Genomic DNA, 11963 nt, shown 5'->3' on the forward strand with positions numbered 1-11963 from the left:
CGTGCGAGCGCTGCAGTACCGGGAGATCGGCCGGGCACCGGAGGTCGTGGAGGTGCCCACCCCCGAACCGGGGCCGGGGCAGGTCCTGCTGGAGGTGACGGCCGCGGGGGTGTGCCACTCGGACGCCTTCGTCATGGGGCTGCCCGCCGAGCAGTACACCTACGGCCTGCCGCTGACCCTGGGCCACGAGGGCGCCGGGAAGGTCGCGGCCGTCGGCGCCGGCGTGGAGGGGCTGGAGATCGGCACGAACGTGATCGTGTACGGGCCGTGGGGGTGCGGGACCTGCCGCACGTGCGTGCAGGGGAAGGAGAACTACTGCCCGCGGGCGGCGGAGCTGGGCATCGTCCCGCCGGGCCTGGGAGCTCCCGGCGCGATCGCCGAGCACCTGCTGGTGGACTCCCCGCGCCACCTGGTGCCCATCGGGGACCTGGACCCGGTGGAGACCGTGCCGCTGACCGACGCCGGGCTCACCCCGTACCACGCGGTCAAGCGGTCCCTGGGCAAGCTCGTGCCGGGCTCGACGGCCGTCGTCATCGGTGCCGGCGGTCTCGGGCACATCGGCATCCAGCTGCTCAAGCACCTCTCCCCCGCCCGTGTCGTCGCGCTGGACGTCAGCGAGCAGAAGCTGGCGCTGGCCCGCTCCGTCGGCGCCGACGACGTGCTGACCTCGGACGCCTCCGCGGCGCAGGCGCTGCGGGAGCTGACCGGCGGGCGCGGGGCGGAGGTGGTGCTGGACTTCGTCGGCGCCCAGCCCACGATCGACACGGCGATCGCGGCGGCGGCCGTGGACGGGGACGTGACGATCGTCGGGATCGGCGGGGGCGCGGCGAGCGTCGGGTTCTTCCGCACGCCGTTCGGCACCTCCGTCAGCGCCCCCTACTGGGGGACGCTGCCGGAGCTGCACGAGCTGGTGGCGCTGGCGCACCGCGGGGTGCTGGACGTGCACACGCAGCAGTTCTCGCTGAGCGAGGCGCCGAAGGCGTACGAGGCGCTGCACGCCGGCACCCTCGACGGCCGCGCCGTCGTCGTCCCGTCCCTGGGCTGACCCCCTCCCCGTTCCCCCCACCCACCCACCCCACCCCTCCCGCGGTGATCAAGGAAGTGGCAACTTCCTTGATCACCGCGGTGTCGGAGGAGGTTGGCCGGGGCGGGCGGGGCGGGGGCCTCGGGGCGGCGGCCCGGGGTCAGGCGGTGGCGAGCAGGCGCACGGAGACGCCGTCGCGGGCGCGGACCAGCTCGGCGCGGCCGCCGCCGGCGACCTCGACCGCCGGGGAGCTCCCCCGCACTCGGCGGGCGCGCAGGACCGGGCGCTCCTCACCGGGCACCCAGCCGCCGGCGGCCGCCGGGTCGATCCGCAGCACGGCGCCGTCGTCCAGGACGGCGGTGCCGCGCACCTGCAGCGGCACCCCGCCGCCCGCCGCGGGCGCCACCTCCAGGGCGGCGCCGGCCGCCTGCGTGAAGTCGCCGCGCACCTGCGCGGTGCAGCCGGCGGTGACCCGCAGCGCACCCGCAGCGACGCTGACGTCCCCGCGGCCCAGCGCGCTCGGCGATGCCGCGACGAGGGTGCCGCCGGCCACACGGGTGCCGCCGGTGAAGGAGTTGTCCCCGCTCAGGGTCAGCTCCCCGGAACCGCGCTTGACGAGGTCGCCACGGCCGGTGACGTCGTTGCGCCACGCGTCGGCCGCCGAGAAACCGCCCGCGGCGGCGTCCATGTCGACGACCACGCTGGTGTCGAAACGGCCGTAGCCGTCGGCGGCGGTGAACAGGTCGAGGCGCCCCCACAGCTCCGGGCCGTCGAGCACCGGGTACCCGGCGGGCAGGGCGGTGGTGCGCAGGACCTCGCGGCGCTGGGCGGCGCTCAGGTACGGCAGGCGGGTCTCCAGCAGCACCTCGGCGCCCTGCGGCACCACCACCGGCGTGCGCGGGCCGGTGCGCTGGAAGCCGTAGGTGAGGAAGCGCTGCACGAGGTCGCGGTTCGCCTCGCGGTCGCCCCACGGGTCCTCGCCGTCGCCGCCCGAGCGGGCCAGGGCGATGAGGCCGGCCGCGTCGGTGCCGGTGCGCTCCTGGAACCAGGCCGCCGCCTGCTCGCGCGCGGCCCGCTTCAGCACGGCGTTGGCCGGGTCGTGCAGCGCCGCCGCGGCCAGCGCGGTGGCCATGACCCGCCCGCCCATCACGTCCAGCGGGGAGTGCATGCCGGTGACGATGCGGCTGTCGGACAGCTCGAACGCGCAGGCGAGCAGTTCCTGGAAGCGCTCGGGCACCGCGTGGGCCAGGGCGAGGGCGGCCAGGTGGAAGGCGTTGGTGTGGCCGCTGGGGAACCCTCCGTCCTCGGCGGGGTCGTCGCCGCGCTGGCGCAGCAGCTGCGGGGCGACCACGACGTCGGAGACGTAGACGGGGAAACCGAACTCGTCGGTCGCCCCGGTGGGCACGACCTCGCTGTCGGCGTTCAGGCGCCACGGCCGCGGGTACTGGAAGGCGTTCTTGCTGGGGTTGCTGGAGGCGTACGGGCCGCGCACGGTGTTCACCAGCTGCGCGACGAACCCCAGCTCGGAGGTCTCCGAACCGGCACCAAGCGCGGAACCGGCGGGCGCTTCGGCCGGCAGTTCGTCGCTGACCTTCTCCGGCGGGGTGCCGTCGGGACCCTCGGTGATGCCGGTGACGGCCTGCGCGCCCTCGCGGTAGAGCTCCGCGAGCGGCCCGAGGCCGGCGGTGACGGCGTAGCTCTGGTGCTGGCGGTCGCGGACGAAGGCGACCTTCGCCTCCTCGTCGGTTCGCGCGCGGGTCACGTCGACGACGTGCTGCACGTTGGCGCGCAGCACCGCGCGGTCCAGGACGCGGCCGGTGTCCCAGGTGGGGCCGGTCTCCCACAGGTCGTCGAAACCCGACAGGATCCGCACCGCGGCGTTCGTCCACTGCGTGGTGTTCTCCGCGACGTTCGTCGTGTAGTGCTCGACGAACGGCAGCAGCGCACCGGTGGGGGTGGTGCTCGCGGCGGCCGGCTGCGGGCGGACGGCCGGTGCGAGCAGCGCGGTGGAACCGGCCAGCGCCAGGGTCAGGACGTCGCGGCGCCTGACGTCGCGACGGCCGGTGGTGCGGGGTGCTGCGGTGCGTGCGGGCACGGGCGTCTCCGGGGCTCAGGGGGCTCCGGCGGTCGTCCGCCGGCGATCCGGCAGCCTGCTGAGCACCGGCCACCGGACGGCGAACCTCGGGTGTCCACCGGGCGAACAGTCGCCAGCCGTGACGGTTGCGCCGCGCGGGTGGTGCCGCCGCGACCGCGCGGGGCGGGCCGGGCCCACCGCGGTGGCGCACGGTGACGCGCACGGAGGGCCCGCTGCACCGGGGAGGTGGTTCACCCGGCCGAATGCGCTTGAGAGCGAAACTTCACGGGGTGCGGCACCGATGGTGGAGGGGCGGCACCCGCCCGCGGTCCACCCCGGGAGCCCCCGCACCCCCGTCCCGACGTTCCCCGGAGCCCGCCGTGCCCCTGCCCCGCACCACCGCCCAGCCGCCGTTCGAGGACGCCTGCGCGCAGGTCCTGGACTTCCTGCGGCGGGAGATCCCCCTGGGTCACTGGTCGATCAACCGCTACGACGGCGAGCGCCAGGTCCACCTCCAGGTGCGCGACGACACCTACGGCGTGCGCGCCGGTGACCACCGCGCCTGGGACGCCTCCCTGTGCGCCCGGATGGTCGCCGGGGCCCCGGGGATCGCCCCCGACGTCGCGGCCGTGCCGCAGTACGCGAACGCGCCGGTCCGGCAGCAGGCCCCGATCGGCGCCTACGTCGGGGTTCCCCTGCACGACGCCGACGGGGGCCTGTTCGGAACCCTCTGCGGCTTGGACCCGCTGCCCCAGGACCGTCGCCTGGGGCAGCACGCTCCCCTGCTGGACCTGCTGGGCTCCCTCCTCACGGCGGTCCTGCGGTCCGAGCGCTCCCGCGACCGGACCCGCCAGCTCACCCGGTGGACGCTGGCGGGCGCGGCGGGCAGCCCGCTGAAGGGCGTGCTCAACCGCGGAGCCTGGTACGAGTTCCTCACCGCGGCGGACGAGCAGCACCGCGCCCACGGCGACCCCGCGCGCGTCGCGGTGTTCCGGGCCGCGGACGAGGCCGCGGCGGCACGAGCCGCGCAGGTGCTGCGGCAGAACCTGCGGGACCACGACGTCGTCGCCGACCTGGGCGCCGGCGAGGTCGGCGTCGTGCTGACCCGCATCCCCCCGGTGGCCGGCGAGCTGTGCGTCGGCCGGCTGCACCGGGCCCTCACCGACGCCGGTCTGCCCGTCGGCGTCGGCTCGTCGGTCTACTCGATCGCCGACGGGTTCGCCGCGGCGTGGGCCCGCGCCGAGGCGGCGGCGCACGCCGCGCGGGTGCAGCACGCCGCGGCGTGAGGCGGGGCGTGAGGCGGGGTGGTGCTCAGGACGCGGGAACCGACTGGACCGCCTCGGCGAGCAGCGCGGCCGAACGCAGCCGCTCCTCGGTGTCCCGCGCCTGGTGCGCGACGATGAGCTCGTCGGCGTCGGCGCGGCGCCGGAACTCCTGGATCTGCTCGCGCACCTCGGCGGGGGTTCCCACCGCGGCGCACGACAGCATGGAGTTCACGTGCTGGCCCGCGGCGGAGGACATCAGCACGTCCACCTCGGCCTCGCTGAAGGTGCGGCCGCGCCCGAACAGGGACTGCGCGAACGCGCGGCGCACGTGCTCGAACGCCTGCTGCGCGGCCTCGGTGGTGTCGGCGGCGACGACGTTCACGCCCGCGATGACGTGGGGAGCCTCGAGGTCCTCCGAGGGCCGGAACTCGCGCCGGTACGTGGCGACCGCGGCCTCCAGCGCCTGCGGCGCGAAGTGGGAGGCGAACGCGTAGGGCAGGCCCAGCGCGGCGGCGAGCCTGGCACCGAACAGGGAGGAACCCAGGATGAAGAGCGGGACCCGGGAACCCTTGCCGGGCACGGCGTCCACGCCCGGGACGCGCGACTCGCCCGCGAGGTAGGCGCGCAGCTCCTGCACGTCCTGGGGGAAGCTCTCCGCGGAGGAGGGGTCGCGGCGCAGGGCGTAGGTGGTGCGCTCGTCGGAACCGGGGGCGCGGCCCAGGCCGAGGTCGATGCGGCCGGGGTGGATCGCGTCGAGCGTGCCGAACTGCTCGGCGATCGTCAGCGGGGAGTGGTTGGGCAGCATGACCCCGCCGGCGCCCAGGCGGATGGTGCTGGTGTGCGCGGCGACGTGCGCGACGAGCACCGCCGGGGCGGACGAGGCGATGGTGGGCATGCTGTGGTGCTCGGCGTACCAGACGCGGCGGTACCCGTACCGCTCGGCCTGCTGCGCCAGCGCGACGCTGCCCGCGATGCTCTCGCCGGCCGTCTGCCCGGGAGCGATGTGGGCGAGGTCGAGGACGGACAGCGGAACGGACACGGGGACGACCTCTCGCACGGCGACACGACGGCCCTCCCCCGGCGCGGGGCAGGGCGCTCGCCGTGGTGAACCCCCGGCGCGGGCGGGGCATTCCCGCCCGCGCCGGGGGTGGTGCGGGACCGCTCAGGAGCAGTTCGTGCTGCGGTACTCGCTGATCGCCAGGCTGACGGTGGGCGCCGGGCACAGGAACTGCGTGTAGCGGGTGTCGTCGTCCACGTAGCGCTTGAGCCAGCTGATGCTGTACTTCGCGATGGTGGTGTCGGAGATGTTCGGCGCGAAGTGGCTGGCACCGCGCAGCTCCAGGTACGCCTTGTCGGTGCTGGAGGGGATGGAGCCGTAGAACGGCTCGGAGTGGGAGCGGACGGGGGCCACGGTGTCGTCCTCGGCACCGATGATCAGCGTGGGAGTGCTCACCTCGGACCAGGTCTTGTCGAGGTTCCACGGCGTCAGCGGGATGGCGGCCTTGATCGACGGGTCGTCCGCGACGGCCTCCAGGCTGCCGCCGCCACCCATGGAGTGGCCCATGACGGCCAGGCGGTCCGCGTCGACGCGGCCGCGCACGCTGCTGCTGCCGGTCAGGTAGTCCAGGGCGGCCTGGATCTGGTCCCCGCGCGAGGAGGGCTGGTCGTACCGGGAGTTCGTGTCGATGGTGAACACCACGAAACCCTGCGAGGCCAGGCGCGGGCCGTACCACGCCATGCTGGACTGCGAGGCCGTGTAGCCCGGGGCGATCACCACGCCGCCGAAGGTGCCCGCGCTCGTGGTGGTGGGGTAGTAGATCGTGCCGCCGCCGAAACCGCGCACGGCGTAGCGCGAGACGCTGGTCTGCGAGACGGCGAAGGAGCCCCGGCTGGCCTCGACGCTGGAGCTCGTGGGCGCCGGGCCGCGCTCGTAGGGGTTGTCGGCGGCCTGGGCGGGCGCGGCGCCCGCGAGGAGCGGCAGGGCGACGGCGGCGGCCAGCGAGGCGCGGAACCCGCGGGCGGTGCGGCGGGACGGGTGCGTGGTGGTGTTCGGCATCGCGGTCTCTCCAGGGGTGCGGGCGAGCGGGAGGGAGGGCCGACGGGGAGGGCGGAGCGCGCGGAGCCCGGCGCCCCCTCGCGCCGGCCACCGCCCGGGAGTTCCACCCCCCTGACGTGGGCCACAAGCTAGCCATAGCCTGACCACTCGGTCAAGCAATCTCCGCACGGCTGCGGGCCGCGGCTACCCTCACCGCGTGGCGGACACCGAGGACGAGCCGGCGGAGCGCGTGGACGGCCGGCGCCTGCGCTACCGGCACCGCCGCGAGGAGCTGCTGCAGGCCGCCACCGACCACGTGCTCACCCACGGCCTGACCCAGCTGTCGCTGCGGCGCGTCGCCGACAGCGCCGGCGTCGGCCACGCCGCCCTGCTGCACCACTTCGGCACCCGCGAGCGCCTCGTCACCGAGATCGTCGAGCGGGTGCTGGACCGGGCGTTCACCTCCCCGGAACTGCTGGAGGCCGACCCGCCCGGCGGGCCGCTGCGGGCGCTGTGGCGGCACGCCACCACCGGCCGCGGCGAGGCGTACGTGCGGCTGTTCCTCGCCGTCACCGGGAACGCGCTGCACGACGAGGCGCTCGCCGGCGCGGTGCGCCGCTCCGTGCGCGAGCGCACCGGCATGGTCGAGGCCGGGCTGGTGCGCGAGGGCTGCCCGCCGCCGGAGGCGGGAGCGCTGGCCACGCTCGTGCTGGGCACGATGCGCGGGCTGGTGCTGGACCGGCTCGTCACCGGCGACACCGCGCGGGTGGACGCCGCCTTCGAGGCGTTCGCCCGCGGGGTGGAGGTGCGGGCGGCGACCTGGCGGTCCTGAGCGCGCTCGGGCGCGCGGGGCCGGCTCACCGCGCTCAGGCGCGCGGGGTCAGCTCACGCGCTCAGGCGCGCGGGGTCAGCTCACCGCGCAGCACGCTGTCGCTGGAGTGCCCCGGGTCGCCGTCGAGGGGCTCGCGGGAGACGTCGACGACGGCGAAGCGGGTCAGGTCCACCACGTCCGGCAGCACCACGTCCAGGCGCTCGCCGGTGAGCGTGCCGAGGGAGAGCAGACCCCCTCCCGCGGGGTCCAGCAGCCACACCTCCAGCACGGCCTCGCCGGGGGCGTCGACGCCCCGCACGTCCACGCCGAGGTGGCGGTGGCCGTCGACGCTCGCGACGGTCGCGGTGCCCGCCGCGGCGCCCGCGCCGAGCGGGGCCAGCTCCGTGGAGGCGAGCACCCGCTGCGCGGCCGGGACGGGGGCGTCCCGCTCCGCCAGGCGTGAGGCCCCCACCCCGGCGGCGGTCCCCACGAGGAACGCGGCCGCCAGCGCCAGCCAGGAGCGGCGCGACCGGCCCCGCGGCGGGGCCGCCGGGAGCACGGTGGCGACGGGCTCGGCGCCGGGCGCGACGGCGGCGCCCTCGGCGTCCCCGGGGCCGGCGGGCGCCTGGCCCGCACCGCCCCCGGGCACGGCCCGCACGCCGGTCTCGCGGGCCACAGCCTCCCACACCCCGGCCGGGACGGGCACGGCCGGCGGGGTCGGGGCGGAGCGCACCGCGGCGGTGACCTCGCGCAGGCTCGCCACCTCCGCGCGGCAGGCCGCGCACGCCGTCAGGTGCTCCGGGGCGCCCTCGACGTCCTCGCCGAGCGCGAGCAGCGCCAGCTCGTCCTCCCCGAGGTGGGGCCCGGGTGCGGGCGGGTGACCCCCGGGGTCAGGTGGCAGCACGGTCCCCCTCCAGTCGGGTGCGCAGACGTCGCAACGATCGTCGCAGGTGGCTCTTGACGGTCCCCACGGGGAGGTCGGTGCGCTGCGCGATCTCGGTGTGGGTGAGCTCCTCGAAGAACGCCATCCGCAGCAGGGTGCGCTGGGGTTCGCCCAGGTGCTCCAGCTCGTCGAGCAGCACGATCCGGTCGGCGGCCAGCTCCGCGGGGTCGGCGGCGACCTGCTGGTGCGGGCCCGCGACGAGCTCCACGGAGCCGGTGCTCACCTCCGCGTCGCGGTGCCGGGCCCGCAGGCAGTCGGCGATGCGGTGCCGCGCGATGCCCACCAGCCACGCCCCCACCGCCGAGCGCGCGGGGTCGTAGGTCCCGCGCGAGCGCCAGGCCGCGACGAACACGGCCTGCACCACGTCCTGCGCGTCGGCCTCCGGCAGCCGGCGCAGGGCGAGGGCGTGCACGAGCGGGGCGAACCGGTGGAACGCCTCGGCCAGGGCGCGCTCGTCGCCGGCGGCGAGGGCCAGCGCCAGCTCCGCGTCGCCCACCTCCCCGGCGGCCGAGGGCGCCGGGCCGGCCGCCCCGTCCTGCGCGGCGGGGGCGGGTCGCACCGGGGCGGCGCCACCCAGGGCGACGGCGTCCGGGGTGCTCACGCACCCCACGGTGGCGGAGGGGGCACCCCGCCGCCAGTCGGCGCCGCCCCGGCCGGGACGGGCCGACCGGGGCGGGTTCAGCCGGGCAGCGGCTCGGCGACCACGACGACGTTCGCGGCGTAGCTGCGGCGCTCCTCGTCGAACTCCCCGCCGCACGTCACCAGCACCAGGCGCGGCGGGCCGTCCCGGGCGAACAGCTCGGCGACGGGCAGCTCCGTCTTGACCACCTCGCGGCGCGCGGTCACCGCGAACCGCCGCACCGCACCGTCGGCGAGGGCGACCTCCACGACCTGACCGGCCGCCGCGCGCGCCAGGGGGTGCAGGGCGCCCGGTCCGTCGCGGGCGGTGTCGACGTGCCCGGCCAGGACGGCGGACCCCGGCGCGCCGGGCACCGGGCCGAAGCGGTACCAGCCGACCCGCGCCGCCCGCTCGGGCACCTCCATGGTCCCGGCGGGGGTGACGCCGACCGGGTCGAGGGGGGCGTCGATCCCCAGCTCGGGGACCCGCAGCGCGACGGGCGCGGTCACGACCGCCGGCGCCGACGGGGCCGCCGGGCGTGCGGTCACCCGCGGCAGCACCCCCTCCCCCCGCTCGCTCCCCCCCGCGGAAACCGTGTCCTCCGCCCTCGCGGGGGCCCCTGCCGGGGCGGAGAGCACGGTTTGCGCGAGGGAGGGGGTGGGGGGGGCGGCGACGGCGCCGAAGCCGGCGGGGGGCCGCTCGGCCCACCAGGCGCCCAGCAGGCAGGCGCCCAGCAGGGCCGAGGCGGCGCGCAGGGTCCGTGGGGCCGGCCGCCTCACGCCCGGGTGCGCTGCGCACGGGTGCGCAGCGCGGGCACGGCCGCACCGGCCAGCGCGACGGCACCGGCCGCCGCCACCCACCACGGCAGCCCCGCCTCGGCGGTCCCGGCCTCACCGGCCGCGACGCCGGAGGGCGCCGAGGAGCTCGCGTCGACGGTCTGCGTGGCCAGCGCCAGGTTCGAGTCGGCGGCCGAGCCCCACGCGTAGACGACCGTCTCGGTCCCCTCGCGCAGCGTCACGTCGGCCGGCCCGACGGCGACCTGGTCGGTGCCGGTGAGCACCGCGTCGGCGCTGACCGTCCCGGCGGGCACGGTGGTGCTCGCCTCGTTCGGGTTCGTCAGGCCGGTGAGGACGGGCTGGCCACCGGCGCGCACGTCCACCGCGGGGGCGGCGGCCACGTGCCGCACCGTCAGCTCCGCCTGGCCGGCGTCGAGGACGGCAGGGGTGTTCACGAACGGCGTCAGCACCGGGACGCCCTCGGCGGACAGGTGCGCCACGACGGTGGCGTTCACCCCGGCCGGCACGGCGACGTCCTGCGCGGAGATCGCCGGCTCGGCCGAGGCGGGGTCCGCCCCCGCCGGGTAGACGTCCAGGTCGTACTCGCCGGCGGGCAGCACCAGCGGGTCGGTGAGGGTGCCGGGCGCGAAGTCGCCGACGACCTCCTCCCCGTTCGCGTACACGTCGACGGTCAGGTCCGGCACGCCGTGCAGGATCGAGACGACGGCCTGCTCGGCGGTGGCCGCGGACGCACCGGCGGCGGGCAGGGCGAGGGCCACCGCGGGAGCGGCGACGAAGGTGGCGACAGCGGTTGCCTTGCGCACGGTTTCCTCCTCGGGGCGGTCGGGACCTCGGTGGTCCCGCTCCTGCCCCCTCTGCGCGCGCAGGGGCGCCCCCGGATGCACCTGGCCCGGAGTTCTCCCCGGGAGCTCCCCGGCGCGCGCGGGCACTGCCGGCCCCACCCCCTCCCCGCGGTGGTCGAGGAGGTCGCCACTTCCTCGACCACCGCGGGGGCGGCGCCGCGCCGGTGGTTCAGCGCGTCAGCGCGAACACCGTCGTCGAGCGGTACTCCTCACCGGGGCGCAGCACCGTCGAGGGGAACCCCGGCTGGTTCGGCGAGTCGGGGAAGTGCTGCGTCTCCAGCGCCAGCCCGTCGCCCTGCCGGTAGACCTTCCCGGACGTGCCGACGAGGGTGCCGTCGAGGAAGTTGCCGGAGTAGAACTGCAGGCCCGGTTCGGTGGTGGAGACCGTCAGGGTGCGGCCGCTGGCCGGGTCGTGCAGCACCGCCGCCTCCTCCAGCTCGTCGGTGCTCTCGCGGTCCAGCACCCAGTTGTGGTCGTAGCCCCGACCGAACAGGATCTGCTGGAACGGCTCGCGGATCCGCGCGCCCACCGCGGTGGGGTCGCGGAAGTCCATCGGGGTGCCCGCCACGGGGGCGATCTCCCCGGTGGGGATGAGGGTGGCATCCACGGGCGTGTAGGCGTCGGCGTGGATCGTCAGCTCGTGGTCGTAGATCGTGCCGGTGCCCTCGCCGGCGAGGTTCCAGTAGCTGTGGTTGGTGAGGTTCACGACCGTCGGCGCGTCGGTGGTGGCGCGGTAGTCGATGGTGAGCTGCGAGAACCGGTCCAGGGTGTAGGTGACCTCGGTGGTGAGGGTGCCGGGGTAGCCCTGGTCGCCGTCGGGGCTGACCAGCGTCAGGCGCAGCCCGGCGGTGTGGTGCCCGGGCAGCGCCTCGGCGTCCCACACGCGCTTGTCGAACGAGTCGTCACCGCCGTGCAGGGAGTTCGGGCCGTCGTTCAGCGGGAGCTGGTGCTCGGCGCCGTCGAGGGTGAACCTCCCGCCGGCGATGCGGTTGCCGTACCGGCCGATGAGCGCACCGAAGTACGGGCCCGGGTTGTTGCCGGCCAGGTACCCCTCGAGGTCGTCGAAACCCAGGACGACGTTCGCGGTGCGGCCCTCGCGGTCGGGGAACTCCAGGCTCTGGACGATCCCGCCGTAGGTGAGGATCCGCACGGTCACGTCGCCGCCGGTGAGGGTGTACCGCTCGACGGGCGTGCCGTCGGGGAGGTTCCCCCACGCCTCGGTGGAGACGGTGGGGCGCCGGGAGGGCGCCGCGGCCGCGGACTGGACGGTCGCGGCGGTGCCCGCCAGGGCTCCGGCCGCGGTGGCGGCCAGCACGACGCTGCGTCGGGTGAAGGTCGGAGAAGGCATCTGGTCCCCTGTCTGAGCTTCCTCGCTCGGGCAGCGGCGGCGCCGCTGCGGTGGCGTTCGGGAAACTAGGGGCGCTGTGCAACGAAGTCAACGCTCCCCGTGACGGGGCGGCGAGGGACGACCGGCCGGCCGGGAGTGGGGGGGGGGGGGGGGGGGGGGGGGGGGGGGGGGGGGGGGGGGGGGGGGGGGGGGGGGGGGGGGGGGG

11 protein-coding genes are annotated in these 11963 nt (G+C 76.7%); 3 read left to right on the plus strand and 8 right to left on the minus strand.

Translation table 11 applies throughout. The features are described 5' to 3' along the window. Position 1: 1 nt before the first annotated feature. A complete protein-coding gene (locus V9U69_RS05850) occupies positions 2-1045 on the plus strand; it encodes an NAD(P)-dependent alcohol dehydrogenase (protein WP_337060398.1) in 1044 nt (347 codons plus the stop codon). A 139-nt stretch (positions 1046-1184) separates the two neighbouring features. Here V9U69_RS05850 and V9U69_RS05855 read toward each other — a convergent pair whose 3' ends face one another. Then, a complete protein-coding gene (locus V9U69_RS05855; RefSeq protein ID WP_337060400.1) occupies positions 1185-3119 on the minus strand; it encodes a phosphatase PAP2 family protein in 1935 nt (644 codons plus the stop codon). A 359-nt stretch (positions 3120-3478) separates the two neighbouring features. Here V9U69_RS05855 and V9U69_RS05860 point away from each other — a divergent pair, with 359 nt between their 5' ends. After that, positions 3479-4384 carry a GAF domain-containing protein gene (locus V9U69_RS05860; RefSeq protein WP_337060401.1) on the plus strand — a complete coding sequence of 302 codons (906 nt, stop codon included), beginning with the start codon at positions 3479-3481 and terminating at the stop codon, positions 4382-4384. A 25-nt stretch (positions 4385-4409) separates the two neighbouring features. Here V9U69_RS05860 and V9U69_RS05865 read toward each other — a convergent pair whose 3' ends face one another. Continuing rightward, complete coding sequence (locus V9U69_RS05865; protein WP_337060403.1) at positions 4410-5402, minus strand: LLM class flavin-dependent oxidoreductase; 993 nt, start codon at positions 5400-5402, stop codon at positions 4410-4412. Between the two features lie 123 nt (positions 5403-5525). Further along, on the minus strand, positions 5526-6419 hold the full coding sequence (locus tag V9U69_RS05870) for an alpha/beta hydrolase family protein (protein WP_337060405.1): 894 nt from the start codon (positions 6417-6419) through the stop codon (positions 5526-5528). 196 nt (positions 6420-6615) lie between these two features. Between V9U69_RS05870 and V9U69_RS05875 the strand changes: the two genes are divergently transcribed. Next, entirely contained in the window at positions 6616-7230 is a 615-nt protein-coding gene (locus V9U69_RS05875) for a TetR/AcrR family transcriptional regulator (protein WP_337060406.1), read from the plus strand. A 61-nt stretch (positions 7231-7291) separates the two neighbouring features. Here the strand turns inward: V9U69_RS05875 and V9U69_RS05880 are convergent, their stop codons facing one another. From V9U69_RS05880 to V9U69_RS05900, 5 genes are all read right to left on the minus strand, one after another. Continuing rightward, the gene (locus V9U69_RS05880) at positions 7292-8113 is read right to left on the minus strand and encodes an anti-sigma factor (protein ID WP_337060408.1); all 822 of its coding nucleotides are present in this window, start codon (positions 8111-8113) and stop codon (positions 7292-7294) included. Continuing rightward, on the minus strand, positions 8100-8753 hold the full coding sequence (locus V9U69_RS05885) for an RNA polymerase sigma factor (protein ID WP_337060409.1): 654 nt from the start codon (positions 8751-8753) through the stop codon (positions 8100-8102). The genes V9U69_RS05880 and V9U69_RS05885 overlap by 14 nt, the downstream gene beginning before the upstream one ends. A gap of 77 nt (positions 8754-8830) precedes the next feature. Beyond that, the gene (locus tag V9U69_RS05890) at positions 8831-9319 is read right to left on the minus strand and encodes a class F sortase (RefSeq protein ID WP_337060410.1); all 489 of its coding nucleotides are present in this window, start codon (positions 9317-9319) and stop codon (positions 8831-8833) included. 227 nt (positions 9320-9546) lie between these two features. Continuing rightward, a complete protein-coding gene (locus V9U69_RS05895) occupies positions 9547-10371 on the minus strand; it encodes a DUF4397 domain-containing protein (RefSeq protein WP_337060411.1) in 825 nt (274 codons plus the stop codon). 208 nt (positions 10372-10579) lie between these two features. Then, positions 10580-11758 (minus strand): aldose epimerase family protein, encoded by a 1179-nt coding sequence (locus V9U69_RS05900; protein WP_337060412.1) that lies wholly within the window; start codon positions 11756-11758, stop codon positions 10580-10582. Positions 11759-11963 lie beyond the last annotated feature (205 nt).

Origin of the sequence: Kineococcus sp. G2, from assembly GCF_037154035.1 — a bacterium.
Classification (GTDB): Bacteria; Actinomycetota; Actinomycetes; order Actinomycetales; family Kineococcaceae; genus Kineococcus.